The sequence below is a fragment of the Kitasatospora sp. NPDC091335 genome (assembly GCF_044757205.1).
Lineage (GTDB): Bacteria > Actinomycetota > Actinomycetes > Streptomycetales > Streptomycetaceae > Kitasatospora.
The window spans coordinates 680,894-706,756 of sequence record NZ_JBIVUM010000001.1; the positions used below are offsets into that span (position 1 = coordinate 680,894).

23 protein-coding genes and 1 tRNA gene are annotated in these 25,863 nt (G+C 71.0%); 7 read left to right on the forward strand and 17 right to left on the reverse strand.

The annotated features are described in order from the left end of the window. Positions 1-54: 54 nt before the first annotated feature. From ACIQOW_RS03055 to ACIQOW_RS03065, 3 genes are read right to left on the reverse strand one after another with little or no spacing between them, the layout of a single operon-like run. Complete coding sequence (locus tag ACIQOW_RS03055) at positions 55-606, reverse strand: hypothetical protein (protein ID WP_401079144.1); 552 nt, start codon at positions 604-606, stop codon at positions 55-57. Then, positions 593-2,245, reverse strand: a complete 1,653-nt coding sequence (locus ACIQOW_RS03060; protein WP_401079146.1) for an extracellular solute-binding protein — start codon at positions 2,243-2,245, stop codon at positions 593-595. Before ACIQOW_RS03060 ends, ACIQOW_RS03055 begins: the two co-directional genes overlap by 14 nt. After that, positions 2,242-3,330, reverse strand: a complete 1,089-nt coding sequence (locus ACIQOW_RS03065; RefSeq protein ID WP_401079148.1) for a substrate-binding domain-containing protein — start codon at positions 3,328-3,330, stop codon at positions 2,242-2,244. Before ACIQOW_RS03065 ends, ACIQOW_RS03060 begins: the two co-directional genes overlap by 4 nt. A gap of 324 nt (positions 3,331-3,654) precedes the next feature. On the opposite strand from ACIQOW_RS03065, the gene pyk reads away from it, so the two are divergent. Continuing rightward, positions 3,655-5,085, forward strand: a complete 1,431-nt coding sequence (gene pyk / locus ACIQOW_RS03070; protein ID WP_401079150.1) for a pyruvate kinase — start codon at positions 3,655-3,657, stop codon at positions 5,083-5,085. 42 nt (positions 5,086-5,127) lie between these two features. Here pyk and ACIQOW_RS03075 read toward each other — a convergent pair whose 3' ends face one another. Together ACIQOW_RS03075 and ACIQOW_RS03080 are read right to left on the reverse strand one after the other, a co-directional pair. Then, positions 5,128-5,916: a helix-turn-helix domain-containing protein gene (locus ACIQOW_RS03075; RefSeq protein ID WP_401079152.1), complete on the reverse strand. Its 789-nt coding sequence runs from the start codon at positions 5,914-5,916 to the stop codon at positions 5,128-5,130. A gap of 119 nt (positions 5,917-6,035) precedes the next feature. Then, positions 6,036-6,109: transfer RNA gene (locus ACIQOW_RS03080), tRNA-Leu, on the reverse strand. Positions 6,110-6,179: 70 nt separating this feature from the next. Here ACIQOW_RS03080 and ACIQOW_RS03085 point away from each other — a divergent pair. Next, entirely contained in the window at positions 6,180-6,866 is a 687-nt protein-coding gene (locus ACIQOW_RS03085) for an ANTAR domain-containing response regulator (protein WP_401079154.1), read from the forward strand. A 74-nt stretch (positions 6,867-6,940) separates the two neighbouring features. Here ACIQOW_RS03085 and ACIQOW_RS03090 read toward each other — a convergent pair whose 3' ends face one another. The 6 genes from ACIQOW_RS03090 to ACIQOW_RS03115 all read right to left on the reverse strand — a co-directional run bounded on the left by ACIQOW_RS03090 (position 6,941) and on the right by ACIQOW_RS03115 (position 13,869). Next, the gene (locus ACIQOW_RS03090) at positions 6,941-7,657 is read right to left on the reverse strand and encodes an ABC transporter ATP-binding protein (RefSeq protein WP_401079156.1); all 717 of its coding nucleotides are present in this window, start codon (positions 7,655-7,657) and stop codon (positions 6,941-6,943) included. Next, positions 7,654-8,466 (reverse strand): ABC transporter ATP-binding protein, encoded by an 813-nt coding sequence (locus tag ACIQOW_RS03095; protein WP_401079787.1) that lies wholly within the window; start codon positions 8,464-8,466, stop codon positions 7,654-7,656. The genes ACIQOW_RS03090 and ACIQOW_RS03095 overlap by 4 nt, the downstream gene beginning before the upstream one ends. Positions 8,467-8,474: 8 nt before the next feature. After that, positions 8,475-10,406 (reverse strand): branched-chain amino acid ABC transporter permease, encoded by a 1,932-nt coding sequence (locus ACIQOW_RS03100; RefSeq protein ID WP_401079789.1) that lies wholly within the window; start codon positions 10,404-10,406, stop codon positions 8,475-8,477. Between the two features lie 5 nt (positions 10,407-10,411). Then, entirely contained in the window at positions 10,412-11,341 is a 930-nt protein-coding gene (locus ACIQOW_RS03105; RefSeq protein WP_380660567.1) for a branched-chain amino acid ABC transporter permease, read from the reverse strand. Positions 11,342-11,471: 130 nt separating this feature from the next. Beyond that, the gene (locus tag ACIQOW_RS03110; protein WP_401079159.1) at positions 11,472-12,713 is read right to left on the reverse strand and encodes a branched-chain amino acid ABC transporter substrate-binding protein; all 1,242 of its coding nucleotides are present in this window, start codon (positions 12,711-12,713) and stop codon (positions 11,472-11,474) included. 631 nt (positions 12,714-13,344) lie between these two features. After that, positions 13,345-13,869, reverse strand: coding sequence for a PaaI family thioesterase (locus tag ACIQOW_RS03115; protein ID WP_401079161.1), 525 nt, complete (start codon positions 13,867-13,869; stop codon positions 13,345-13,347). Between the two features lie 224 nt (positions 13,870-14,093). On the opposite strand from ACIQOW_RS03115, the gene polA reads away from it, so the two are divergent. The 3 genes from polA to ACIQOW_RS03130 all read left to right on the forward strand — a co-directional run bounded on the left by polA (position 14,094) and on the right by ACIQOW_RS03130 (position 18,264). Further along, positions 14,094-16,778: a DNA polymerase I gene (gene polA, locus ACIQOW_RS03120; RefSeq protein WP_401079792.1), complete on the forward strand. Its 2,685-nt coding sequence runs from the start codon at positions 14,094-14,096 to the stop codon at positions 16,776-16,778. 201 nt (positions 16,779-16,979) lie between these two features. Continuing rightward, positions 16,980-17,381 (forward strand): NUDIX domain-containing protein, encoded by a 402-nt coding sequence (locus tag ACIQOW_RS03125; protein ID WP_401079163.1) that lies wholly within the window; start codon positions 16,980-16,982, stop codon positions 17,379-17,381. Positions 17,382-17,727: 346 nt separating this feature from the next. Continuing rightward, positions 17,728-18,264 (forward strand): hypothetical protein, encoded by a 537-nt coding sequence (locus ACIQOW_RS03130; RefSeq protein WP_401079165.1) that lies wholly within the window; start codon positions 17,728-17,730, stop codon positions 18,262-18,264. Positions 18,265-18,446: 182 nt separating this feature from the next. Here the strand turns inward: ACIQOW_RS03130 and ACIQOW_RS03135 are convergent, their stop codons facing one another. The 4 genes from ACIQOW_RS03135 to ACIQOW_RS03150 all read right to left on the reverse strand — a co-directional run bounded on the left by ACIQOW_RS03135 (position 18,447) and on the right by ACIQOW_RS03150 (position 21,486). After that, a complete protein-coding gene (locus ACIQOW_RS03135; protein WP_401079167.1) occupies positions 18,447-18,884 on the reverse strand; it encodes a hypothetical protein in 438 nt (145 codons plus the stop codon). Next, on the reverse strand, positions 18,881-19,366 hold the full coding sequence (locus ACIQOW_RS03140) for a radical SAM protein (RefSeq protein WP_401079169.1): 486 nt from the start codon (positions 19,364-19,366) through the stop codon (positions 18,881-18,883). Before ACIQOW_RS03140 ends, ACIQOW_RS03135 begins: the two co-directional genes overlap by 4 nt. Positions 19,367-19,388: 22 nt before the next feature. Next, complete coding sequence (locus ACIQOW_RS03145) at positions 19,389-19,754, reverse strand: hypothetical protein (protein ID WP_401079171.1); 366 nt, start codon at positions 19,752-19,754, stop codon at positions 19,389-19,391. 952 nt (positions 19,755-20,706) lie between these two features. Next, positions 20,707-21,486, reverse strand: a complete 780-nt coding sequence (locus tag ACIQOW_RS03150) for a GntR family transcriptional regulator (protein ID WP_401079173.1) — start codon at positions 21,484-21,486, stop codon at positions 20,707-20,709. Positions 21,487-21,503: 17 nt separating this feature from the next. Between ACIQOW_RS03150 and ACIQOW_RS03155 the strand changes: the two genes are divergently transcribed. Together ACIQOW_RS03155 and ACIQOW_RS03160 are read left to right on the forward strand one after the other, a co-directional pair. Next, positions 21,504-21,965 carry an NUDIX hydrolase gene (locus ACIQOW_RS03155; RefSeq protein ID WP_401079794.1) on the forward strand — a complete coding sequence of 154 codons (462 nt, stop codon included), beginning with the start codon at positions 21,504-21,506 and terminating at the stop codon, positions 21,963-21,965. Between the two features lie 193 nt (positions 21,966-22,158). Continuing rightward, on the forward strand, positions 22,159-22,335 hold the full coding sequence (locus ACIQOW_RS03160) for a hypothetical protein (protein ID WP_401079175.1): 177 nt from the start codon (positions 22,159-22,161) through the stop codon (positions 22,333-22,335). A gap of 191 nt (positions 22,336-22,526) precedes the next feature. Here the strand turns inward: ACIQOW_RS03160 and ACIQOW_RS03165 are convergent, their stop codons facing one another. Together ACIQOW_RS03165 and hrpB are read right to left on the reverse strand one after the other, a co-directional pair. Next, positions 22,527-23,003 carry a hypothetical protein gene (locus ACIQOW_RS03165; protein WP_401079177.1) on the reverse strand — a complete coding sequence of 159 codons (477 nt, stop codon included), beginning with the start codon at positions 23,001-23,003 and terminating at the stop codon, positions 22,527-22,529. 345 nt (positions 23,004-23,348) lie between these two features. Beyond that, positions 23,349-25,862, reverse strand: a complete 2,514-nt coding sequence (hrpB, locus tag ACIQOW_RS03170; protein ID WP_401079179.1) for an ATP-dependent helicase HrpB — start codon at positions 25,860-25,862, stop codon at positions 23,349-23,351. Position 25,863 lies beyond the last annotated feature (1 nt).

Here is a 25,863-nt window from a genome sequence, read left to right on the forward strand (position 1 = left end):
TGACGGGGGCGGGGGAGGTGCGCGGTGGTAATGGGCCGGCCCGCCGGCGACGGATCAGGACAGGTCGCCCACCAGCCGGCCGACCTCCGCGGCCAGTTCGGCCGCCGGGTCCGGCGTGCCCGGGCCCGCCCAGGGCTGCCAGGTCCGCGCCCGCAGGTAGCCGGCCACCGCGACCGGCAGCCGGTGCCGGACGATCCGCTCGGCCACCGGCCCGGGGCCGGCCGCGCGCAGCGCCGCCACCAGGGCGTCCACCCCGGCGGAGGGCGGCAGCGGCACGGTCTCCAGGTAGGCGGCCAGCGCCTCCAGCTCCGGGGCCGGCACGGGAACGGGCGCAGGAGGCGGGGGCTCCACGGGTTCCCGTACGGGCGGTACGGGGGCCTCGGGCGGCTCGGGCCGCCCGGCCGGGAGCGGCCGCGGGGGCGTCGGGCCTGGCGTCAGCAGCGCGCCCGCCCCGTACAGCGCGGCCACCACCCCCGGCCACCAGGCCCCGCCCAGGCCGGCGAAGTGCAGCCCCAGCCCGGCCGCGCCACCCGCGCAGCCGACCAGGTTCTTGGGCGACTCCAGGTAGCGCAGCAGCCGGGAGCCGAATCCGTCACTGGTAGCCACGGATCTCCTCGAACACCCCGTCCAGCGAGCCCGTCCCGTCGAACAGCTTGCCGCCGCTCAGGTCCGCGATCCCCTGGAGCTGGCCCACCGCCGCCTCCCCGAACTTGATCGGGAACACCGGGATCCGCTTCTCCGCGGCCGGCAGCGCGTCGTGGAAGCGCTTGAAGTCGCCGTCCGAGGCACCGGCGTTGCTCTCCCCGTCGGTCATCAGCACGATCGAGGTGAACCGGTCGTCACCGGCCGCCGCCTGCTGGCGCTCGATCACCCGGTACGCCTCCTCCAGCGAGGAGTACACCGCCGTCCCGCCCGAGGCGGCCAGCGACTGCACGTCCGCGTCGATGGACGCCAGCTCCGCCTCCGGGCCCGGCCGGCTGCCCGAGGGCGGCACCACGTGGGTCTTGGTCCACTTCACCGCGGAGGCGAAGGAGAGCAGCGTGATCTCCTCGCGGTCCCGGAAGCGGCGCACCCCGCGGGTGTCGTCCGCCCCGGTCAGCCGGCCCAGGGCCGACTTCAGGGCGGCGATCCGCGAGCCCTCCATCGAGCCCGAGGTGTCCAGCACGTACACCGTCCTGGACGGGCGGCGCAGCTCGTTCTGGTACGCGGCCAGCAGCCCGTCCGCGACCTGCCTGGTGCCGGGGAACGGCAGTTCCCTGCGGCGGTCCGAGGGCAGCCCGGCGGCGGGGGCGACGCCCGCCGTCGCGGGGCGGCGCAGCGTGGTCTCGGAGATGCGTTTCTGCACGTCCTCCTTGAGCAGGTACGAGGTCAGCCGCTGGAACGCGTCGCGCTGGTCCGCCGACGCGGCGGACATCAGCGAGAGCGGGTAGTCCGCGGACACCACGCCGTCCAGCGGCCGCACCACCGTCAGCTGCTGCTGCGGCGGCAGCGTCCTGTTCAGCGACAGCAGCACCGACTCGTAGTTCACCAGCGCGCCCACCACGCCCGACTCGGCCCGGGTGTACGCCTGCGCCAGCCAGCCGGAGGAGCCCGAGGTCAGCTTCTGGCCCTTGAAGAACTCCTTCAGCTGCGGCGTGGCCTTCTGCACGTCCGCGTCGGACAGCGCCGCGCCGGCGCCGGAGAAGGCCGAGGCCACCGCGACCAGGGTGGAGAAGCCCGAGTTGGAACGCGACGGGTCGGCCATCCCGTACGGCAGCTTGCCGGCCGCGGCCGCCTCGCCGACCTGCGCCCAGGTGACCTTGGAGCCGTCGCCCCAGCCGAGTTCCCCGAGCACCGAGGAGCGCACCCCGATCGCCACCGGCGAGACCATCACCGGGGTCTCGGAGACCACCTTGGACCGGCCGGCCGGATCGAGCCGCAGGTACTGGTTGGACGGGAACCACACGGCGTCGTACTTGCCGTCGGCCCGGCCCGAGGAGACGGTGTCGGCGCCGTCGACGGAGCCCGTCCAGGAGAACTGCACCGTCACCCCGGTGGCCTTCCTGGCGTCCTCCAGGACCGGTGCCAGGTCCTGGAGTTCACTGCCGGCCAGGACGCGCAGCACCCCGGCGCGGGCCGTCGGGGCCGGCGGGTCGCTGGGGCCGGGGCGGGGGTCGTCGCCGCCGGAGGTGCAGGCGGTCACGGCGGCGAGAGCGGCCGTCAGGGCCACGGCGAGCCGGCTGTGGCGCTTGGTGCGGAGGGTCACTTCACACTCCCGGTCTTCGCCGCGGTGGTGAGCTTCTTCATGTACTCGAGCGAGGGCACCGGAGCCAGGGCCAGCCCCGCGGACCGGACGTCCTGGACGAACTTCGGCTGCTTGCCCCGCACCTCGTTCCAGAACAGGTCGGGCTCGGTGTCCGGGTGCAGGCCGAACCTGGCCTCCAGCTTGCGCAGCTCAGGGCTGTTCACCAGCGCGTCGGCCAGTTTCTGGCCGTCGGGCGTCCTGGCCACCAGGGTGTGGTCCGTCTTGATCGTGGTGGTCGGGTACATCACCACCATGTCCCCGATCTCCTTGCCCTGGATCGGCAGGGCGGCCGCCTGCGACTCGTACGCGAAGACCATCGTGTTGACCCCCGCGCCGAACTCCCGGAACGGCCCGTCACTGCTGACCTTCTGCAGCCCCTGGAACCGGTTCGCGTCGTACACGACGCCCTTGACGGCGTTCAGGCCCGCGTCGTCGGACACCACCTTCTTGCCGTTCGCGAGGTAGGACAGGACCGCCAGGTACAGGGCGCCCGAGGAGGAGCTCTCCGGATCCGTGGTCGACACGTACATCGTGCCGGCCAGCTCCGGGTGCTTGGCCGCGTCCGTCAGCGTCTCCCACTGCCGGCCGCCCTGCTTCAGGGCCTCCACGTACTTGTCCATGTTGAACGTCCAGACGCCCGAATCGTTCACGGCGGCAAGGTCGTTGGCCTTCAGCACGTCCGCCACCGACTGGTGCGTGACGATCACCAGCGGGGAGTAGAACTGCACCCGCGGCGAGTCCTTCTGCTGCCAGTCCCGCTGGATGGCCAGCGCCGGCGCGCTGCTCGCCGGGAAGGCGAAGTCCAGGTTCGGGGTGTTCCTCGCCTGCTCGTCCATCGTCCAGGAGCCGGTCGGCACCGCCTTGACCACCAGGCCCTGCCTCTTCAACTCGGCCTTGACGTCGGGGTTGTCGAAGAAGTCACGCTTCTCCGAGCCGATCAGGCCGGTGACGGTGACGGTCTTGGTGTCCTTCGGGTCGGGGATCAGCGCGTAGGCCACCCCGCCCAGCAGGGCCAGGGCCGCCACCACGCTCAGTGCGCGTTTCATGCCGAACGCTTCCCCCTCGTCCGCTACTTCGTCCGGGTGGTCGCCCGGCGAGCCCGGGCAGTCACCCGTGGGTGACGAGCGTCTCGCCGGGCGGGGAGCGGTGACGGAAGCACCGGTGAACCGGGGGTGAACACCCCTTCACGGAATCGCATCGACCGCGGCTCCGGGACCGGCGCGGGAGTGGTGCGGCGGGGGCGTGGAACGGGGCGCTCGCACAGCGGTCCGAGGATGTGTCAGATTGTTCAACTCGCCTTACGGCAACGGTCATCCCGCAGTCCGGACCCGCGTCGTGGTTACGCGCCGGTAATGCCTAGTCTCAGCACTATGCGCCGAGCAAAAATCGTCTGTACCCTCGGGCCCGCCACCGACTCGTACGACCAGATCAAGTCCCTGGTCGACGCCGGGATGGACATCGCCCGACTGAACCTCAGCCACGGCTCGCACGCCGAGCACGAGGAACGCTACCGCCGCGTCCGCAAGGCCGCCGACGAGACCGGCCGCAGCGTCGGCATCCTCGCCGACCTTCAAGGCCCGAAGATCCGGCTCGACACCTTCGCCCACGGGCCGGTACTTCTCGAACGCGGCGACGAGTTCACCATCTCCACCGACAAGGGCGTCGTGGGGGACAAGGACGGCTGCGGAACCACCTACGCCGGACTCGCCGGGGACGTCAGCCGCGGCGAGCGCATCCTGGTCGACGACGGCCGGGTCACCCTGGAGGTCGTCGCCGTCGACGGGCCGCGGGTGCGCTGCCTGGTCATCGAGGGCGGCCTGGTCTCCGACCACAAGGGCCTCAACCTCCCCGGCGTCGCCGTCTCCGTCCCCGCACTCAGCGACAAGGACGTCGCCGACCTGCGGTGGGCGCTGCGGACCGGGGCCGACCTGATCGCCCTCTCCTTCGTCCGCAGCGGGCGGGACATCGAGGACGTCCACCGGATCATGGCGGAGGAGGGGCGTCACGTCCCGGTCATCGCCAAGATCGAGAAGCCGCAGGCGGTGGACGAGCTGGAGTCCGTCGTCGACGCCTTCGACGGGATCATGGTGGCCCGCGGCGACCTGGGCGTGGAGATGCCCCTCGAACAGGTCCCGCTGGTCCAGAAGCGCGCCATCAAGCTCGCCCGCCGCAACGCCAAGCCGGTCATCGTGGCGACCCAGATGCTCGACTCGATGATCAACACCTCCCGGCCGACCCGCGCCGAGGCCTCGGACGTCGCCAACGCCGTGCTGGACGGGACGGACGCGGTGATGCTCTCCGGGGAGACCTCGGTGGGCAAGTACCCGGTCGAGACGGTCAAGACCATGGCCCGGATCGTCGAGGCCGCCGAGAACGACATCCTGGCCGCGGGCCTCCCGCCGCTCACCACCGGCAGCAAGCCGCGGACCCAGGGCGGCGCCGTCGCCCGCGCGGCCGCCGAGATCGGCGACTTCCTGCACGCCAAGTACCTGATCGCCTTCACCCAGTCCGGCGACACCGCGCGCCGGCTGACCCGCTACCGCTCGCCGATCCCGGTGCTCGCCTTCACCTACGAGCCGGCCGTACGGAGCCAACTCGCCCTCACCTGGGGCGTGGAGACCTTCCTCGGCCCGTTCGCCCCGACCACGGACCAGATGGTCGAGCAGGTCGACGCGGCCCTGCTGTCGCTCGGCCGCTGCCAGAAGGGCGACATCGTCGTCATCACGGCAGGCTCCCCGCCCGGCCTGGCGGGCTCCACCAACCTCGTCCGCGTCCACCACGTGGGGACGCTGGACGTCTGACCGCCCTTCGGCGGCGCGGCCCTCCGGGGGGCCGCGCCGCCGTCAGTACTTGGGGCCGATGTGGGCGTCCATCAGGGCGACGGAGTCCTTGCGGGCGACGGAGATGTTGACCCGGCCGGTCGGGCGGGGTACCGCGGCCTTCCACTGGACGCCGACGGCGTCGAGGGTGGCGGTGAAGAGGCCGATGATGTCGGTCGAGGTGTTGGTGAAGAAGTAGCGCGGGTACTCGTAGCGCTTCTTGGTGCCGCCGACGTCCCGGGTCGTCCAGTTGGTGATGCGGCAGCCGTCGGAGTGGATCAGTCCGCGCAGGAACTCCCAGGGGTGGGCGTCGACGATCTCCTGCTGCCAACGGGCCAGGGCTATGGTGCGCTCGTGCTTCTTGCCGGGGCCGTGCTGGGGGAAGAGACAGGTCAGATGATTCGAGTAGACCTTCACGTCGCGACAGCCGGTTCGGCGGACTCGGCAGGGCGTGTTGTGGGGGAGGACCTGGCGCATGGCCTGTTCGGCGGAGTCGATGATGCCGGGCCACTTCTCGTCGCAGGTGATTTGGAGACTCTGGGTCCTGCGGTATTCGTTGGGCAACAGGATATGGCCGTCACCGAGATAGAGGCCGAGAAGATAGGCGTACATCGGGCGGTTCAGTTGGTCGCCGTAGCAGTGCGGGCAGGTGGAGCGTCTGCGTCCGGGAAGTTCGCCTCGCTTTGCCCGGTCCTTGTGCTTCCACGCACCGACCGTGCCCTGAGGTACTCCGAGCCGGCGGGCCACGTCGGCATTGCGAACGCCTCGGCGCAGCAGGTGAACGGCCTCGTCACGGGTGGATCGGACTGCCATGTGGGCGATCTTGAGCGCCCTGCGCCGAACGCGCAGGCGAATGGGATGGTTACCGCCCGAACGGATGAAGATCGCCAACCATCAGGTTGCCCTAAGTGGCTTGTAAATCGAAGGAAAGGTACCCCGGGTGGGATTCGAACCCACGCTGTCGGCGGTTTGAGCGCCGTGCCTCTCACCACTGGGCTACCGGGGCATCCACAGTTTCGAAGGTTGCCCCCCGACCCTGCTGGGTTCAAACATACCGTGTCTAGGTACCCTCGTGCATGCAGTACCCCGCCGGAACTAGGAGCCCCGTGAGCACCGCCGACGAGCAGGCGCAGCCGCTTGAGACCGAAACGCCCCAGATCACACGGATTGTGATCGCCGAGGACGAGGCGCTGATCCGTCTCGACCTCAAGGAGATGCTCGAGGAGGAGGGGTACACCGTCGTCGGTGAGGCCGGAGACGGGCAGACGGCGGTGCGGTTGGTGGAGGAGCTGAAGCCGGACCTGGCGATCTTCGACGTGAAGATGCCGGTGCTGGACGGGCTGTCCGCGGCCGAGCAGATCCACGACAAGCACCTGGCGCCGGTGCTGATGCTGACGGCGTTCTCGCAGCGGGAGCTGGTGGACCGGGCGCGGGACGCGGGGGCGATGGCGTACATCGTCAAGCCGTTCTCGAAGTCGGACCTGGTGCCGGCGATCGAGATGGCGGTCTCCCGGTACGCGGAGATGCGGGCGCTGGAGAAGGAGATCGGGGACCTCAGCCAGCGGCTGGAGACCCGGAAGCTGGTGGACCGGGCGAAGGGCGTGCTCCAGACCAAGTTCGGGCTGAACGAGCCGGCCGCCTTCCGGTGGATCCAGAAGACCTCGATGGACCGTCGGATGACGATGGCGGCGGTGGCCGAGGCGGTCATCGAGGAGGGCGAGGCCCAGGACCGCAAGAAGGCGGACGAGGGCACGTCCGAATAGGACCCGTCCGGACAGGGCATGCGCGAAGGGCCCGGCAGAACGTTACCGCCGGGCCCTTTTCGGGTGCGGAAGGCTCAGTCCTCGCCGAGGTAGGCCTTGCGGACGGACTCGTCGTGCAGGAGGTCCGCTCCCGTCCCCGAGAGGACGACGCGGCCGGTCTCCATGACGTAGCCGCGGTCGGAGAGCGAGAGCGCCGCCTGGGCGTTCTGCTCGACCAGCAGGATGGTCGTGCCGGAGGACTTCAGTTCCACGATGGTGGCCATGATCTTCTGCATCATCAGCGGCGAGAGCCCCATCGAGGGCTCGTCCAGCATCAGCAGCTTCGGCCGGGACATCAGAGCCCGTCCCATGGCGAGCATCTGCTGCTCGCCGCCGGAGAGCGTGCCGGCCGCCTGCCGCCGGCGTTCGCCGAGGATCGGGAACAGCTCGTAGGCCCGTTCGACGTCCGCGGTGATGCCGGCGGCGTCGGTGCGCAGGAAGGCGCCGAGGAGGAGGTTCTCCTCGATGGTCATCCGCGGGAAGATGTGCCGGCCCTCGGGGGAGTGGGCGAGGCCGAGTGCGACGATCTTGTGGGCGGGGACGGTGGAGAGGTCCCGGCCGTCGAAGGTGATCCGTCCGGCGGTGGGCTTGAGCAGGCCGGACAGGGTGCGCAGGGTGGTGGTCTTGCCGGCGCCGTTGGTGCCGATCAGGGTGGTGACCTCGCCCTGTTCGACGGTGAAGCCGATGCCCTTGACGGCCTCGATCTTGCCGTAGGCGACGCGGAGGTCCTGGACTTCGAGAAGTGCGGTCACTGGTCGGACTCCGTAACGGCCGGGGTGGTGCCTTCGAGCGGGGCGCCCAGGTAGGCGGTGATGACGCGTTCGTCGTTCTGGACGGTCTCGCGGTCGCCCTCGACGATCTTCTGGCCCTGGACGAGCACCGCGGTGCGGTCGCAGAGGTTGAAGATGAAGCGCATGTCGTGCTCGATGACGAGGACGGAGACGCCCCTGTCGCGGATCGCGAAGACGAGTTCCTCGGCGGCGCGGGTCTCCTGGGGGTTCATGCCGGCGGTGGGCTCGTCGAGCAGCAGCAGGCCGGGTTCGGAGGCGAGGGCGCGGGCGATCTCCAGCTTGCGCTGCTCGCCGTACGGGAGGTTGCGGGCGAGGTGGTCGGCCTTCTCGGCGAGGCCGGTGAACTCCAGGAGTTCCATGGCCCTCTCGCGGCTCTCGGCCTCGGCGCGGTGGTAGCGGGGGCCGCGCAGGACGGCGGAGAAGATGCCCTCCCTGGTGCGGGTGTGCCGGCCGACCAGGACGTTCTCCAGGACGGTCATGTTGGCGAACAGCCGGATGTTCTGGAAGGTGCGGGCGATGCCGGCCTGGGTGACCAGGTGGGGCTTGGGCGGCAGCAGGGTGTCGCGGAAGCGGACGGCGCCCTCGGTGGGGACGTACAGGCCGGTGAGGCAGTTGAAGAAGGTGGTCTTGCCGGCGCCGTTGGGGCCGATCAGACCGATGATCTCGCCTTCGCCGACGGTCAGCGAGACGTCGTTGACCGCGATGAGGCCGCCGAAGCGCATGGTGACGCCGGTGACTTCGAGCAGGGGTGCGGCGGTGGTGGTGGTCATCGGGTCGGTCACGCCCCTGCCTTGGTGAGTGCGGTCGGCTCGCCGGCGGTCTGGGCCGGGATGTCGGCCTCGTGGAACTCCAGCTGCCGGCGGCGGTTGGGGATGAGCCCTTCGGGGCGCACCCGCATCAGGAGGATGAGGGCGGCGCCGAAGGCGAGGAGCTGGTAGTCGGCGAGGAACTCGAGCTTCTTCGGGATGAGGAAGAGCAGGGTGGCGCCGGCCAGCGGGCCGCTGATGGTGCCCATGCCGCCGAGGATGACCGCGGCGAGCAGGAAGGCGGAGTTCGGCGGGAGGGCCTCGGCGAAGGTGTACTGGTCGGGGGTGACGGTGTAGCTGACGTGGGCCTGGACGGTGCCGGCCAGGCCGGCCAGCAGGGCGCCGAGGGCGAAGGCGAGCAGCTTGAGCCGGAAGCCGTTGATGCCCATGGCCTCGGCGGCGGTCTCGTCCTCGCGGATGGCGACCCAGGCGCGGCCGATGCGGGAGTTGCCGACGCGGGCGAAGACCAGCACGACCAGCGCGGTGACCAGCAGCATCAGCAGGTAGTAGTTGGAGAACCGGCCGAGTTCGACGCCGAACACGGTGTGCGGGTTGCCGAGGTCGAAGCCGAGGATCTCCAGGTCGGGGATGCGCGGGATGCCGTTGGAGCCGTTGGTGACCTTGGGGCCGGTGGTGCCGTTGAGGTTGAGCATGGTGATGCGGAAGATCTCGCCGAACCCGAGGGTGACGATGGCGAGGTAGTCGCCGCGCAGCCGCAGGGTGGGGGCGCCGATCAGCACGCCGAAGATCATCGAGACCACGGCGCCGGTGAGCATCGCGGCCCAGAACGGGAACTGGACGTGGATGGGCGAGGCGGGGGAGCCGGAGACCAGGGCGGCGGCGTAGGCGCCGACGCCGAGGAAGGCGACGTACCCGAGGTCGAGCAGGCCGGCCAGGCCGACGACGATGTTGAGGCCGAGGGCGACGGTGGCGAAGATCAGGATGTTGGTGGCGACCGAGGTGTACTGGTCGCTGGTCTGGGTGAACGGGAAGCTGGCGGCGGCGGCGAAGGCTGCGCCGGTGGTGACCGGGCGGTGCTTGACGGTCAGCGCGCGCAGCCGGGCGATCAGGCCGGCCCTGGTCAGGGCGGGGACGGCGAGGGCGACGAACAGCAGGTAGCCGGTGAAGAGTTGGCCGTACTCGGTGTCGATGCCGAAGGTGATCGCGAACAGTCCGAGCCCGAAGACGAGGACGATCACCAGCACCTCGGCCCAGGAGGGCAGGGCGCGCGGCGCGGGCAGCGGGCGGTCGATCCGGCCCAGCCGCAGTCCGCTGTTGGCGAGGTGGCCGAGCTGGAGCAGCAGGACCGCGCCGGCGGCGATGACGATCCCGCCGGCCAGGGCGGTCATGACCGGGGCCACCGGCTTGTCCTCGGGGATGGCGTGGGCGCCGAACCAGGCGAGGGGGGCGGCGGGGACGAGCAGGAAGAGGCGCTTGTCGAGAATCCGCAGCGGGACGGCGGTGCGGCGGTCGAGCGGCAGGCCGAGGGCGCCGAGGACGGCGAGCAGGCCGCCGGCGAGGAGTGCCCAGCCGCCGGGTTCGAGGTTGGCGAGGCCGCCGAGGTCGGCGGAGATGGCGGCGGCCGAGTAGACGGCGAGGGTGAGGGCGCCGGTGGCGGCGTACAGCACGGCGTTGTGGCTGGGGGCGGGGGCGGCCCAGCGCAGGCCGGGGACGCCCTGGCCGGCGAGCAGCAGGACCAGGGTGAGCAGGCCGGAGGCGAGGGCGAGCCACTGGAGGCCGGCCGGCGAACCGTAGTAGGTGAGGTCGCCGGGGAAGTCGGAGGTCCAGGTCCAGGCCATGGCGGCGGAGGCGGCGGTGAGGAGGGCGCCGAGGCCGGTGACGGCCGCGGCGGCGCGGGCCGGCAGCGGGACGACCGGGGTCGTCTCGGTGTGGGTGGTGGTCATGGTGGTCACGCCCTGTCCGCGACGCGCTCGCCGAGCAGGCCCTGGGGCCGGATCAGGAGTACGAGGATGAGGAGTACGAAGGCCCAGACGTCCTTCCAGGCACCGCCTCCGAAGAGGTGCATGCCGGGCAGGTGCTGGATGTAGCCGGTGGCGAGGGCTTCGGCGAGGCCGAGGGCGAGGCCGCCGAGCATGGCTCCGTAGATGTTGCCGATGCCGCCGAGGACGGCGGCGGTGAAGGCCTTGAGGCCGAGGATGAAGCCCATCCGGAAGTCGACCTGGCCGCTGCGCAGCCCGTAGGCGACGGCGGCGACGGCGGCGAACGCGGCGCCGATGGCGAAGGCCATGACGATGATGCGGTCGGTGTCGATGCCCATCAGCTTGGCGGTGTCCGGGTCCTGGCTGGTGGCCTGCATGGCGCGTCCGGAGCGGGTGCGGGTGACGAACCAGCCGAGGGCGAGCATGCACAGGGGGGCGGCGATGATCAGGAACAGGTCGCTGCGCTGGATGGTGACGGAGCCGAGGCTGAACGGGTCGCCGGGGAGCTTGGGGAAGACCCGGGCTTTCTTGGCGTCCGGGTAGAAGGAGAAGACGAGCTGCTGGAGCAGGATGGACAGCCCGATCGCGGTGATCAGCGGGGCCAGCCGGGGGGCGTTGCGCAGGGGGCGGTAGGCGAAGCGCTCGGCGGCGACGGCGGTGAGGGTGGAGACCAGGATGCCGGCGATCAGCATGAGCGGCAGGGCCAGCCAGAGGGTGGTGCCGCCGGGGAGGGCGAGGTAGGCGGTCAGGGCGCCGAAGCCGCCGACCATGACGATCTCGCCGTGGGCGAAGTTGATGAGCTGGACGATGCCGTAGACCATCGTGTAGCCGATCGCGACGAGCCCGTAGAGGGCGCCGAGGATCAGGCCGTTGGCCAGCTGCTGCGGTAGGTCGTGCACCGCTGGGCCTCCGTAGTGCGTTCGGGGGTGTCCGCGTGGGTGGTGGATGTGGGCGCGCGCGGGGGCACTCGTGGCGCCCCCGCGCGCGGTGTGGAGAAGTCGAGCCGGTGGAACGGGTGGTGACGGAGAGTCAGCCCTTGAAGGTGCCGGACTTCTCCACGGCCCACTTGCCGTCCTTGACGGTGTAGACGGTGAGCTGCTTGTTGGTGGTGTCGCCGAACTCGTCGAAGGAGACCTTGCCGGTGACGCCGTCGAAGGTGACCTTCTGGACGGCGTCGCGGACGGCCTTGCGGCCGGCCTGGCCGGAGGGGACCTTGCCGCTGTTGTCCTTCACGGCGTTCTTGACGCCCTCGATGATGGCCCAGGCGCTGTCGTAGGAGTAGCCGCCGTAGGTCTCGTAGGCGTCCTTGTAGCCGGCCGTCTTGTAGTCGGCGATGTACTTCTTGGCGGTGTCGAGGGTCTCGACCGGCAGGCCGACGGCGGTGGCGTAGTCGCCCTGGCTCTTGGGGTTGAGCTTGATGAAGTCGCCGCTCTGGATGCCGTCGCCGCCCATCAGCGGGATGTTGACGCCGGCCTCCTTGAGCTGGAGGGAGAGCGGGCCGGCCGCGGGGTACTCGCCGCCGTAGTAGACGGCCTCGGCGCCGGAGCTCCTGACCTTGGTGACGATGGCGGAGAAGTCGCGGTCGTCGGGGTTGACGTGCTCCTCGCCGGCCAGGGTGCCGCCGAGCTTGGTGAACTCGCCCTTGAAGGTGCCTGCCAGGCCCGCGCCGTAGGTCTTCTGATCGTCGATCAGGAAGACCTTGGTCTTCTTGGCGTCGGTGTAGAGGAACTGGGCGGCGAACGGGCCCTGGACGGCGTCGGTGGTGGCGGTGCGGAAGTAGGACGTGAAGGGCCGCTTCTTCTCGCCGCTGGCCCACTTCTCGCCCTGGCTGAGGGCGACGCCGGTGTTGGCGGGGGAGACCTGGACCAGGCTCGCGTCGTCGAAGATCTGCTGCATCGACTGCGCCACACTGGAGTTGAGCGGTCCGACGACGCCGAGGACCTTGGGGTCGCCGACCAGCTGGGTGGCGTTCTGCTGGCCGGGGGCGGGCTTGCCGGTGTCGTCCAGGGCCTTGATCTCGAACTTGACGCCGGGGACCTCGTTGGTCTCGTTGGCCTTCTTGACGGCGAGGTCGACGGAGTTGCGGATGCCGAGGCCGAGGGCGGAGAGGTCGCCGGTGAGCGGGGCGTCGACGCCGATGACGACGGTGGTGGAGCCGGAGTTGGAGCCGCCGCCGTCGGCGTTCTTCTTCTCTCCGCGGGAGCCGCAGGCGCTGAGGCTGAGGGCGCCGATCACGGCAATGCTCACGACAACTGCTGAACGGTGACGCACGAGGGTCCCCTTCGGTTCAGGAGGCGCCCGCGCCTTAATGGCGGGAGCCGGAGTGCGCGGAGGGCCTGGCCCAATCGAATGGCGCGGTGACTGGCCGTGACTCTAGATGTCGTTGGGCGGCTCGGGCAGTGCTGCGAGCAGGCTGTGATTCTCTTGTTATGAGCACACAGAGCAATTGTCTCATCATGTGGTCGTTCTGGCTCGATCGATCCCGCGATGACGGGCGTTTACTTCCTGGTAGGCCGATGTAAGGGCCAGAAATGGGGGTTGCAGCTGGCATCACCGAATATCGGACACTGGTGTCCGATGACCTGCCTCCGGCCTTGAGCGTCCGCATTTCGGACACCGAGGGTGCGACGAAGCGGTCCCGGGGCGTTTTGGGGCCCTCGGAACCGGCAATTGATCGGATTTCCTACTTGTTACGCAGCGTTACAAGCGCAGGTTGCGCGCCGACTGCGCCCGGGCATGTGAACGCCCCCTTGTCCGGACCAACGCCTGCCCAGGGTGGCGGAAGGTCAAACAAGGGGGCGGGAAAGGGACTTGATCTCGTCCCGGGTGAACTCTCCGGTGCGGTACGGACGTTGTCGGCGCGGAGGTCAGGGTGGGGGTCGGAGGCCGGAGGCCGGGGGGCTCAGAGGTCGCGCAGCATGCAGGTCAGCCGGCAGCTGGTGATCCGCCGGCCGGTGTCGTCGGTGATCGCGATCTCGTAGGTGGCGGCGGTGCGGCCCTTGAACACGGCCGTCGCCACCCCCGTCACCAGTCCGGAGGTGGCCGAGCGGTGGTGGGTGGCGTTGAGGTCCACGCCGACCGCGTACCGGCCGGGCCCGGCGTGCAGCATCGCCCCGATCGAGCCCAGCGTCTCGGCCAGCGCCGCCGAGGCGCCGCCGTGCAGCAGCCCGTACGGCTGCTGGTTGCCCTCCACCGGCATGGTGCCGACCACGCGGTCGCCGGAGGCCTCGACGATCCGGATGCCGAGCTTCTCGCCGAGGTGGCCGCCGGAGAAGGTCTCCGGGTTCACGCCGAGCTTGGCGAAGTGGTCCAGCACGTCCTGCGGGACGTCCAGGACGGGGGCGGTGTCGGGGGCGGTGCCGGGCGCCGTGTCGGGGACGGCCGCGGAGACGGTCTCGGGTGCGGTGTCGGGGGCCGCGTCGGTCATCGGGGAGCTCCTGCCGCTCGGGTATGTGCCGACTGTGATCGTACGACCGTCCTACTCGTAGGTAACAGCTGTGGCAGAACCGGCGCGGCGTCCTTTTTGTCGGTGCCGGGCCATAGGATCGGTGGCCGGTAGTGGAATCGGCAGGAACGGACGTTGACGTGGCTACGCAGAGTACGGACAAGGGCGCGACGGGTGGCGGCGGGGCCGGCCCGCGGCCCCGGCTGATGCTGCTCGACGGGCACTCGATGGCCTACCGGGCCTTCTACGCCCTGCCCGTGGAGAACTTCAACACCTCCACCGGCCAGCCCACCAACGCGGTCTACGGCTTCGCCTCGATGCTCGCCAACACCGTCCGGGACGAGCGGCCCACCCACCTCGCGGTCGCCTTCGACCTCTCCCGGCAGACCTTCCGCTCCGTCGAGTTCCCCGACTACAAGGCCAACCGCGCCAAGACGCCGGACGAGTTCCGCAGCCAGGTCGGCCTGATCGGCGAACTGCTCGACGCCATGAACGTCCCCCGGCTGACGGCCGAGGGCTTCGAGGCCGACGACATCATCGCCACCCTGGCCACCGCCGCCGAGGCGGCCGGCTACGACGTCGACATCGTCACCGGCGACCGCGACTCGCTCCAGCTGGTCACCGACCACGTCACCGTGCTCTACCCCACCAAGGGCGTCTCCGAGCTGACCCGCTTCACCCCGGAGAAGGTCGCCGAGAAGTACGGCGTCACCCCGCGCCAGTACCCGGACCTCGCCGCGCTGCGCGGCGACCCGTCCGACAACCTGCCCGGCATCCCCGGCGTCGGCGAGAAGACCGCCGCCAAGTGGGTCAACCAGTTCGGCTCCTTCGAGGAACTCGTCGCCCGCGCCGACGAGGTGAAGGGCAAGATCGGCGAGAAGCTGCGCGACAACCTCGACTCGGTCAAGCGCAACCGGGTGCTCACCGAGCTGGTCCGCGACGTCGAACTCCCGCTCGGTGTCACCGACCTGGACCGCAAGCCGTTCGACAAGTCCGCCGTCGGCACCCTGATGGAGTCGCTGGAGTTCCGCAACGCCAACTTCCGCGACCGCGTCTTCGGCATCGACCCCTCCAGCGGCGAGGAGGAGGCCGCCGAACTCGCCCCCGGCGTCGAGGTGGACGGCGAACTCCTCACCGACCCGGGCACCCTGGCCGCCTGGCTGGCCGAGCACGCCTCCGACGGCAAGACCGCCGTCGCGCTGGCCGCCGTCTACCAGTGGGCGCTCGGCACCGGCGAAGTCACCGAAGTCGCCCTCGCCGCAGGGGAGTCCGCCGCCTGGTTCGACCCGGCACTGCTCGCCGAGGAGGACGAGCGGGCCCTTGCCGGCTGGCTCGCCGACCCGGCCGCCCCCAAGGCCCTGCACATCGCCAAGCACGTCATGCGCGCCTTCGCCGAGCGCGGCTGGGCCGTCGAGGGCGTCGTCGCCGACACCGCGCTCGCCGCCTACCTGGAGAAGCCCGGCCGCCGCACCTTCACCCTGGAGGTGCTCGCCGAGGAGTACCTGGCCCGCTCGCTCACCCCCGCCCCCGCCACCGAGAGCGGCCAACTCGCCTTCGACGCACCGGAGGAGGACGAGACGGCCGCAGCCCAGGCGCTGATGCTCCAGGCCCGCGCCGTGCTCGACCTCGCCGCGCTCTTCGACACCCGCCTCGCCGAGGTCGGCGCCGCCGGGCTGATGCACGACATGGAACTGCCCATCGCCGCCCTGCTGGCCAGGATGGAGCGCTACGGCATCGCCGCCGACCGCGACTGGCTCACCACGCTGGAGGCGCAGTTCGCCGCCGAGATCCAGCGCGTGGTGGAGGAGGCGCACGCCGCCGCCGGGCACGAGTTCAACCTCGGCTCGCCCAAGCAGCTCCAGGAGATCCTCTTCGGCGAACTCGCGCTCCCCAAGACCAAGAAGATCAAGACCGGCTACACCACCGACGCCGACGCGCTCACCTGGCTGGCCACCCAGACCGACAACGAGCTGCCGGTCATCCTGCTGCGCCACCGCGACCAGGCCAAGCTGCGCACCACCGTCGAGGGCCTGCTCAAGACCGTCTCGCCCAAGGGCCGCATCCACACCACCTTCAACCAGATGGTCGCCGCCACCGGCCGGCTCTCCTCCCAGGACCCGAACCTCCAGAACATCCCGGTCCGCACCGAGGAGGGCCGGGCCATCCGCCGCGCCTTCATCGTCGGCGAGGGCTACGAGTCCCTGCTCACCGCCGACTACTCGCAGATCGAGCTGCGGATCATGGCGCACCTGTCCGAGGACGAGGCGCTGCTCGAAGCCTTCGCCTCCGGCGAGGACCTGCACACCACCGTCGCCTCCCAGGTCTTCGAGGTCCCCGGCGCCGCGGTGGACGCCGAGATGCGCCGCAAGATCAAGGCGATGTCCTACGGCCTGGCGTACGGGCTGTCCGCGTACGGGCTCTCGCAGCAGCTCGGCATCAAGCCCGGCGAGGCGCAGGGCCTGATGGACACCTACTTCGAGCGCTTCGGCGGCGTGCGCGACTACCTGCACCGGGTCGTCGAGGAAGCGCGCGCGACGGGCTACACCGAGACCCTGCTCGGCCGCCGCCGCTACCTGCCGGACCTCAACAGCGACAACCGCCAGCGCCGCGAGATGGCCGAGCGGATGGCGCTCAACGCCCCGATCCAGGGCTCGGCCGCCGACATCGTCAAGATCGCCATGCTCCGGGTGGACGAGGCGCTGCGCACGGCCGGGCTCACCTCCCGGATGCTGCTCCAGGTGCACGACGAAATCGTGCTGGAGCTGGCCCCGGGCGAGCGCGAGCCGGTCGAGGCCCTGGTCCGCGAGCAGATGGCGGGCGCCTACCCGCTGCGCGCCCCGCTGGACGTCTCGGTCGGCGTCGGCGCCGACTGGGAGGCCGCCGCGCACTGACAGCACCGCTGTCGCACGGGCCCGGGCACGCGAGTGTCCGGGCCCGTCGCGGTCCCGAGCCGGAGGCGGCCCGGAGGTTCCCGTGGCCCCGGGTGGTGGTCCCCGCCGGGTTGGCGGCGCTGGTGGGCGGGTCGGTGTGGGCGGTGTCCGGGGCTTCCAGGGGCGAGTCCGGCCGGACCGGTCGAGGAGTGGGGAAGAGACATGGCAACCGTCATCGACAAGGTGGCCTGGATCCACACGGAAGGCGGGAAGGTGCTGAGCACGCGTTCCCGCGGCAAGGACGCCTACTACCTGCCGGGTGGCAAGCGGGAGCCCGGGGAGAGCGGCCTCGACACCTTGGTGCGGGAGATCGCCGAGGAACTCACCGTTGCGATCGCGCCCGAGTCCGCGGCACTGCTGGGCGTGTTCGAGGCCCAGGCCCACGGGCATCCGGACGGCGTTGTCGTCCGGATGACCTGCTACACCGCGGCGTACGAGGGGCGCCTGGAGGCGAGCAGCGAGATCGAGGAGGCGGTCTGGCTCGCGTACGGCGACAGGCACCGTACGTCGCCCGTCGACCGCCTCATCTTCGACCACCTGCACGCGGCGGGCCTGCTGAGCTGACGCCGGGGCGGGGCGGCGTCGGCAGCCAGCGCGGGCCCGGATTTCGGGCGCGGATGCCACCGCGAGTTCGACTGGGGTACGTTCAGGCGTTCTCCGCGTTCGGAACCCGGCGCGATGCGCCGCCACTGACTCGAAAGTGTGTCTTCCTGCCGTGATACAGCCGCCGATATTCCAGCCGCGCCGAGTCCGTCCCGCGAGTCCGTCCCGCAGGGCGCGGGCGACCGTCCTCGGTGCGGGTGCGGTCGCCGCCGTGCTCGTGATGGCCGGCTGCAAGGCCGAGGCTGACGGCACGTCGGCTTCGGGCGTTGCCGGGACGAACGGCACACCGGTTCCGAGTGTCGTCGGCATGCACGGGGACAAGGCCAAGGACGCCTTGCAGCAGCGGGACGCCCGCGTCGCCAAGAACGTGGACTTCAAGGACGTCCACCCGGGCGAGTCCCACACCCGCTCGGTCCTCATGCCGAGCCACTGGAAGGTCTGCTCCCAGCAGCCGGCCGCCGGGGAACCCTCGGTGAAGGACATGACGGTGACGCTGTCCGTCGTGAAGAACGAGGAGGACTGCCCGGGGGCTGCCCCGGCCGCCCCGCCGGTCATCACGCCGCCGCCCCCGGCCGCGAGTGCGACCGAGGCAGTACACGAGGCACCGACCTCGACGCCCGCCCCGGCCGCTCCGGCCACCCACGAACCGGCTCCGGCGCACACCCCGCCGGCGCCGCAGCCCACGCCCACGCAGCACCAGGCGGCCGGGTGCACCACCGACTCCAAGGGCGCCTGCATCGTCCGGGGGAGGTTCTGCCCCAACAGCGCCCATGGAGACACCGGCACCGATGCCACAGGGCACGTCCTCACCTGCGAGGACAAGAACGGCTGGCGCTGGGAGTGACCGACGGGCGGCGCCCCGGGCCCGGACTCCCCGAGAGGACGAGGCCGGGCCGCGCGGGACGTCGGCGGGGTCGACTTCCCGTGCACGACAGTGCCTCGCGATGCGGAAGGTTTCCAGATGTTTCCACGCGGGCGCGCGGTGGTCGTTCTTCCGGACCGCACACGGGCACCGCGTCCTGTCGGTCAGATCAGGGAGGGGAACACCCCGATCGGCCAGTGGTCGAGCCAGAACGCGGCAGTGGAAGGTTCGGGGAGGTCGCTCGTGGATCCGTCATGGGGCAGCAGTTCGGTGGGGGCGATGTATCCCTCGCCTGGATCGAGCCGCAGCCGTAGGCAGCGCAAGGGATGCCCGGCGCGCACGTAGGCCCGGATGTCGTCGGTGTGTGGGTGGTGCGCCGGGTCAAGAACCTCGCGCCAGAACCCGACGGCCTGTTCGCGGGTGGGCGGGGTCCGCTCGGTGTTGACGCCCTCCAACTCCTCGGTGTTGAGGCCGATGCTGACCGGCCGGAGTGCGGCAAGGAAGTCGAGGAGCCGGTCGGGGTGGGCGATGCTCTCCCGTCCGACGACGGCGATCAACGAGAACGGGACGTTGTGATGGTGCAGCCGCCCGATTCCCTTCATGATCCGGTCGAACGCCGGGCGCCCTTGCGGTCGGTGCGCCGGGCGGTCAGGTCTGCGGGGCCGTCGATGCTCACGCCCACCCGGAAGCCGTACTCGGTCAGGAGGTCGCACCACTCGTCGTCGATCAGGGTGGCGTTCGTCTGGACGGCGTGCTCCAACAGGCCCTTGCGGCGCAGTTCCTCGAAGGGTTGGAGCAGCTCCGTGAAGCGCGGACGCCCGAGTGCCAGCGGCTCTCCGGCGTGCCAGATCAGCCCGAGGGGTTTGCGATGGCGGCCCACCAGTTCGCTTGCCGATCGTGCGACGGCCTCGGCGACCGCTGCCGGCATGGGGGACTTGTTGTCGCGGCCGGGCAGATAGCAGTACGTGCAGTCCAGATTGCAGAAGCCGGTTGGCTGGACCACCAGGTTCCGGGGAACGCCGAGGATCCGGTGCTGGTAGCGGCGCAGCAGGGCCGCGTCCTGTCGGGTCGGTGTGGTGCTCACGGTCGGTCCTCTCCATTCGGCGTCAGCGTCCGTTCGGCGCGCGGGAAGTCGGTGGGGCCGACTTCTGGTGCTTGGCGGCTTGGGCTTGGGCTTGGGTGAGGGCGTAGGTGAGTTCGGTGTCGGTGAGGGACTTGGGGACGTCGAAGATGCCGAGGGCTTCGAGGACTTCGCCGGTGTCGGTTTCGGCGCCGGGGCGGGGGTCGGTGAGCAGGGCGTCGTGGCATTCGGTGAGGCGGCGGGTGGTCTCGGCGAGGGGGATGGTGAGGGCGAGGCAGACGGCGCGGGCGGAGGGCAGGGGTTTGCCGGAGCGTTTGGTAAGGAGGGCGTAGGTGGCGGCGGGGGTGTGGCCGCGGGTGAGGGCGTGGCGGGCGAGGGTGGTGAGGTTCATCGGGGGCTTTCAGGTGGTGGCGGGGGCGATGAGGGTCCAGACGAACTTGCCGATGCCGCCCGGGCGGGGGGAGTAGCCCCAGCGTTCGGCGAGCTCGTTGACGAGGTGGAGTCCTCGTCCGTCCGTATTCGTTGAAGGGCGTTGGGGTGTGGAGGGTGGGGGTGTTGGCGCCGGCGTCGTGGACTTCGAGGCGCAGCAGGTCATCCGGGGTGAGGGCGAAGTGGATCTCGATGTGGCAGTCGTCGGGGGCGTCGGAGTGCTGGACGGCGTTGGCGAACAGTTCGCCGAGGAGGAGTTCGGCGGTGTCGGTGTAGCGGCCGCCGGTGGGGAGTCCGGCCGGGTAGGCCCGCAGCAAGTAGCGGGCCAGGGGCGTGGATCCGATCCGGGAGTCGAGGCGCGCGACGAACATGCGGGGCCGGTGGGACGTGAGCATGGGGGTACCTCGGGAGGACGGGGAGGAAGCACGTCTTGGATCGGGCGTGCGTGATGCGGTGTCACTCCGCAGTTGGGGAGAGCGCCTGTGGGTGTGGACAAGGAGCTACGCCAGAGCGCGACCGGGCGGCCCAGGCGCCATGGGTGGATTCCATGTCCTCCCTGCGGGCGAACCCGGGGCCTTCGGGTGCGGGCGGGAGCGGACGGTGACGGTGCCCGGGATGTCCAGACGGGCGGCCCAGCAGCCCGTGCGGGCATGGGTGGGGGCGGCAGCAGGTTTTGACCATGGTGAAGTACCCCAGGGGGTCAGTGTGTACGGATGGAGAGACTCGTCGCGCCACACATTCCTGCTGTGGCGCCATCCAGTAGCCGGGTGCTACGACTCGGCCGCCTCATGGACGTGAGACGAAGCCATGTACTTATGTACATGAGTAGCAAGTAGAAGAGTGCCTGACTCCTGTACATGAGTCAACCCGTCGCGAGGAGAATCTCGCGACGGGTTGAGGAAGTTGATTATCAGTCAGTCATGAGCGGGGAACCGGTAGTCGAGAACGAACTGGTCGGCGGCCATGACGGTGTCGCACACCTCCACCACCCGGCCATCCGTGGTGATGGCTTCGCGAATGAGATGGATCACCGGCGCTCCGGGGCTCAGTGCGAGCGCTTTGGTCTCAGGCTTGGTTGCGAGCCGGGCCTGTACGGACTCGGTGAACTCGGCCAGGGAGTAGCCGTGGTCTTCGAGGCGGGCGTAGATGCCGCCGCCGCCGGGGTTGTCGGCGAAGACCTCAGGGATGTCCCTGACTACGTCCCACGGCAGGTACGACGTGGCTTCCTCGGTAGGTGTCCCATCGCGGAAGTACCGGCGCTTGCGAGCCAGTACCTGGGTGCCGGTGGGAAGACCCAGTCGATCGGCGATCTCAGAAGGCGCTGCTGTCGGGCCCACGAAAAGCACGGTCACGGACGGGACGCCGCCAGAGGTCTCCGCCTCTGCGAGGTACGCGGCCTTGCCGGCCTTGCGATGGGCGCGGCGGAACCGGTCCGCGGACTTCCGCTGTACCGGCGGGCGGGAGCGGACGAACGAGCCTCGACCGTGGTGAGTCTCGATGAGCTGAGCCGTTCGGAGTTCGGCGACGGCCTTGCGCGCTGTCCCGGATGCGACTCCATACCGCTGCATGAGCTCGGCCTCGCTCGGCACGATCGCGCCGGGAGGTAGAACGCCCGACTTGATCTGTGCGGCGAGGTCGGCCGCTATCTGTAGGTACTTCGCTGTGGCCGACGAGGCCACTTCACCATTCGCCATAGTCCTTCAGGGCTCCTATTCTCCTGCACATGAGTAACAGTGCCGGGAAGTCCCGGTCAACGCCGCTCCACTCGGTGTCCGTCGCCGGAGTGGTGGTGCGCGAGGACGGCTGCGTGCTGGCGATTCGTCGGGCTGACAACGGAACTTGGGAACCCCCGGGTGGCGTGCTGGAACCGGATGAGGCCATCGAGGACGGCGTGCGTCGCGAGATCTACGAGGAGACCGGGATCAAGGTCGGCGTGGAGCGGCTGACCGGCGTCTACAAGAACGTGAGCCGGGGGATCGTCGCCCTCGTCCTTCGCTGCCGACCGGAGAGCAAGGAGATACGGCTTTCGGAAGAGTCGGTCGAGGTCGCCTGGCTCACACCGGCCGAGGTCTCCGAGCGCATGGCCGAGGTCTATGCCGTGCGTGTCCTGGACGGGCTTCGGGGCGACACCGCACCAAGTGTCCGGACTCATGACGGCCGACACCTGCTGTGACAAGCCGGGCGGCGGAGGTGGTGGACCGCGTCCAGGCGTGACGACCTGGACGCTCCCGGGGCGAAGTCGCTGCCACTCGCGTTGACGGGGGCGGATTCCGGGATGCCGACGTTGGCTGTCGCATCGTCAAATTCCGCTCGACCTCCCAGAAAATGGCGGGTATCGCGCGAGCGGGATCCGGGAGGGGGAGCGAATGAAGCGGCCAGGGTACGCGATCGCGGTGGTGCTCGACATCGTGCTGCTGGTCGGGCTCCTCCAGGGCTGGCTGCCCGCCAGTTCCGAGGGCTTCCGGGAGCTCCTGATCGTCTTCACCGTCGTGATCCTGGCGCTCGTCCTCTTCTCCGCGATCCGGCCGGACCGGCGCGGCTGACGCCACTGGCGGCGTCAGCCGCGAAGGGGCGGCTGGCAACCAGGACAGTCGGTGCCATGGCGGGTGTCCTTCCCCGTTCGAACGGCCTTCCCGGGACCGGGGTCGGGACCGCGCCCGCGGGGCCTCGTCGGAGGACTCGACGGACCCCACTGCCCCTCGACGGGCAGTGGGGTCCCGGGCCGGGTGGCCGGTCAGTGGGCGCCGATGGTGGTGCGGGGGCTCTGGACGTCGCCGTAATAGGTGCCGTTCAGCCAGAAGCCGGCGGAGACCACGTACGTGCCGGCCGGCGCGTTCCAGTACTGGCTGTACCCGGCGGCCCCGCCGCCGGTGCCCGCGTTCACGAAGCCGGTGTTCGCCGAAGTCGCCGGAGCGCAGCCGAAGTCGTGGGCCCAGCCGCCGGTGTTGACGTTGATCGCGTGCGCGCAGTACACGACGGTGCTGCCGGGGTCGTTGTTGAAGGCGATGGCGCCGGACATGGTGTAGCCGCCGGAGACGAAGTAACACGAGTCGATGGAGATGTTGTTGGTGACGTAGGCGTAGTTGTGGGTGGTGTCCGATCGGCAGGCCGACGCGTTGGCGTGGGCGCTACCGGCGCCGACGACCAGGCCGGTGGTGGCGACGGCGCCGGCGACGAGCAGCTTGGCGAGGTTCCCGGTCCACTTGGACATGCTTCTCCCTGGAGTTCGCTGGTTCATGTCGTGTCCATGGCGGACGCGACATCGGAAGAGTGTCCGATGAACCGTTGCGAAGCCGCTCCTTCACTGAAGGTGCCCATGTGCTGGTGCGAGTTCCGGCGTGCTTCTCCTGACGGAAACCGGCTTGCCGACCGCCGCGTTCCGTCCGAGGGATTCGGGACGTGCGGCGCGGGGAAGGCGATCACCCCGTCATGCGCCGTTCACCGGGTGATCGCCGCGCCGTCCTCCTGGGGATCTCCGGCATCCGGCGGGAGTGGCCACGTATCCGGCCACTTCCCAGTCGTGAACGCACGGACAGGTGGCCGGATCGCGCCGCTGCTACTTCCGGGTGTTGGCGCGGCGGGTGGGTTCGGCCGTGGTCGGGTCCTCGGGCCAGGGATGGCGGGGGTAACGGCCCCTCAGGTCCGCGCGGACGGCGCGGTAACCGTTGTGCCAGAAGCCCTCCAGGTCGCTGGTGACGGCGGCGGGGCGGCCGGCGGGGGAGAGCAGGTGGATGGTCAGCGGGACGCGGCCTCCGGCCAGGGCGGGGGCGGTTTTCCAGCCGAAGAGTTCCTGCAACTTGACGGCCAGGACCGGGCGTTCGGTGCTGTAGTCGACGCGGATCTTTGATCCTGACGGCACGGTGACGCGTTCCGGGGCGAACTCGTCGAGGCGGCCCGCCTCGCCGGTGGCCCACGGCAGCAGGCGCTGGAGGGCGGACGTCGTATCGATCCTGGTCAGGTCGGAGCGGCGGCGGGCGCGGGAGAGTTCGGGCTCCAGCCACTCGTCGGCGCGCTCAAGCAGAGCCTCGTCGCTGACGTCGGGCCAGGGGGCGCCGAGGGCGGTGTGGAGGAAGGCGAGGCGTTCGCGAAGGCCAGAGGGGAACGTCAGCAGCGTGCTGACGCCCTCGCGGGCCAGCCCTTCGAGGAGGGCGCCCCGGACGAGGGCCCGGTCGGGGCGGTTGAGCGGTTTCTCCGCGAGTTCGATGGCGCCCAGTGACTCGACTCGGCGGGAGACGACCTCGCCGCGCCGGGTGTCCCAGTGGACTTCGTCGCGAGCGGCGACCAGCGCCGCCCCGGCGACCAACGCGGTGGCCTCGTCCAGGGCCGCGGCGTGCAGGATGCGGGCCGAGTGCGACCCCGCCGGGCGGTCGGCGACGGCGACGGCGAGCCACGGCAGCGCCCCGAGCACCGTGCCGGGCGCGAGTTCGGCGGCCGTTCCGCCGGCCATCAGGTACGGGCTGCGCTCGCCGGGGGCGGGCCGCTCCACCCGGGCGCGGGCGATCCGCTCCGGGAAGGCGAGGGCGACGACCAGCCCGGCGGCGGTGGCATCCGGCAGACCGGTGGGGGGTTCGTCGGAGGTGGCGCGCAGCAGGCGGCGGACTTCGTCGCGCCAGCGGCCCGCGTAGGGGTCACGGGAGGTGCGGACCGTCCGCCAGACCGCGCCGAGGTCGTCGCCGAGGGCCCGGGGCGGCTCCTCGGAGAGCAGCGCGACGAGTTCGGCCGCCCGGCGGGCGCCGACGGCGGGAGCACCGTCGACCAGGGCGCGGCCGAGCCGGGGGTGCAGCCCCGTGCGGGCGAGGCGGATGCCGCGCTCGGTGGCCCGCCCGTCCGGGGAGACGGCGCCGAGGGCCTGGAGGGTCTGCCGGGCGGCGGCCATCGCCCCGGCGGGCGGGGCGTCGGGCAGGGCGAGGCCGGTGGCGTCCGGGTCGCCCCAGCAGGCGGCCTGGAGGGCGAACGACGTGAGGTCGGCGAGCGCGATCTCCGCTGTGGGGAAGCGGGCGGCGAGCGCGTCCTCGGCCTCGTTCCAGCAGCGGTAGACGGTGCCGGGGGCCTCGCGCCCGGCGCGGCCGGCGCGCTGGCGGGCGGCGGCGAGGGAGGCCCGGACGGTGACCAGCCCGGCCAGTCCGCGGGCGTGGTCGGTGCGGGGTTCGCGGGCCAGTCCGGCGTCCACCACGACCCGTACGCCCGGCACGGTGAGCGAGGACTCGGCGACGGCGGTGGTGAGCACGACCCGCCGTGCCGAGGACGGGGTGAGCGCGGCGTCCTGGACGGCCTGCGGGGCGCGGCCGTGCAGCTGCAACACCTCCGCGGGCAGGCCGCCCAGCTGCCCGGCCACCCGGGCGATCTCGCCGACGCCGGGCAGGAAGCAGAGCACGTCCCCGTCCTGCTCGCCCAGGGCCCGCCGTACCACCGCCGCGACGTGGTCGAGCAGCGCCGGGTCCACCCGGGTTCCGTGAGCGGGCCGGACGGCGCGGGGCGGCGGCGCCCAGAGCACCTCGACCGGGTGGGAGGTCCCGTGCGCCTCCACCACCGGTGCGCCGCCGAGCAGTTCGGCCCAGGCCCCGGTGTCGGAGGTGGCCGAGGCGCAGACCAGCCGCAGTTCGGGCCGCAGCGCCGCCCGGACGTCGAGCAGGAAGGCGAGCGCGGTGTCGGCGTCCAGGTGCCGTTCGTGGCACTCGTCCAGGACGACCACGTCCACCCCGGGCAACTCCTGGTCGCGCTGGAGGCGTTGGAGCAGCACCCCGGTGGTGACCACCTCGACCACCGTGTCCGGCCCGACGCGCCGGTCCCCGCGCACCGTGTACCCGACCTCGCGCCCCACGGACGAGCCGAGCAGCCAGGCCATCCGCCGGGCGGCGGCCCGTACGGCGAGCCGGCGCGGTTCGGCGACCAGCACCCGCCGTACGGGCCGGCCGTCGGAGAGCAGTCCGGCCAGGGCGAGCGGCACCAGGGTGGTCTTGCCGGTGCCGGGCGGCGCGGCGAGGACGGCGGTGCCGGGCCCGTCCAGCGCGTCATGCAGGGCGGGCAGGGCGGTGCGGACGGGCAGTTCGCGCCAGGCCGGGTTCAGCAAG

Coding starts and splice junctions, on each gene's coding strand:
- ACIQOW_RS03165 (WP_401079177.1), bottom strand. CDS start 23,003: ATGTCCAAGTGGACCGGGAACCTCGCCAAGCTGCTCGTCGCCGGCGCC.
- ACIQOW_RS03085 (WP_401079154.1), top strand. CDS start 6,180: ATGCAGTACCCCGCCGGAACTAGGAGCCCCGTGAGCACCGCCGACGAG.
- ACIQOW_RS03125 (WP_401079163.1), top strand. CDS start 16,980: ATGGCAACCGTCATCGACAAGGTGGCCTGGATCCACACGGAAGGCGGG.
- ACIQOW_RS03115 (WP_401079161.1), bottom strand. CDS start 13,869: ATGACCGACGCGGCCCCCGACACCGCACCCGAGACCGTCTCCGCGGCC.
- ACIQOW_RS03160 (WP_401079175.1), top strand. CDS start 22,159: ATGAAGCGGCCAGGGTACGCGATCGCGGTGGTGCTCGACATCGTGCTG.
- ACIQOW_RS03095 (WP_401079787.1), bottom strand. CDS start 8,466: ATGACCACCACCACCGCCGCACCCCTGCTCGAAGTCACCGGCGTCACC.
- polA (WP_401079792.1), top strand. CDS start 14,094: ATGCTGCTCGACGGGCACTCGATGGCCTACCGGGCCTTCTACGCCCTG.
- ACIQOW_RS03065 (WP_401079148.1), bottom strand. CDS start 3,330: ATGAAACGCGCACTGAGCGTGGTGGCGGCCCTGGCCCTGCTGGGCGGG.
- ACIQOW_RS03145 (WP_401079171.1), bottom strand. CDS start 19,754: ATGAACCTCACCACCCTCGCCCGCCACGCCCTCACCCGCGGCCACACC.
- ACIQOW_RS03135 (WP_401079167.1), bottom strand. CDS start 18,884: ATGAAGGGAATCGGGCGGCTGCACCATCACAACGTCCCGTTCTCGTTG.
- ACIQOW_RS03150 (WP_401079173.1), bottom strand. CDS start 21,486: ATGGCGAATGGTGAAGTGGCCTCGTCGGCCACAGCGAAGTACCTACAG.
- ACIQOW_RS03100 (WP_401079789.1), bottom strand. CDS start 10,406: ATGACCACCACCCACACCGAGACGACCCCGGTCGTCCCGCTGCCGGCC.
- pyk (WP_401079150.1), top strand. CDS start 3,655: ATGCGCCGAGCAAAAATCGTCTGTACCCTCGGGCCCGCCACCGACTCG.
- ACIQOW_RS03130 (WP_401079165.1), top strand. CDS start 17,728: ATGCACGGGGACAAGGCCAAGGACGCCTTGCAGCAGCGGGACGCCCGC.
- ACIQOW_RS03075 (WP_401079152.1), bottom strand. CDS start 5,916: ATGGCAGTCCGATCCACCCGTGACGAGGCCGTTCACCTGCTGCGCCGA.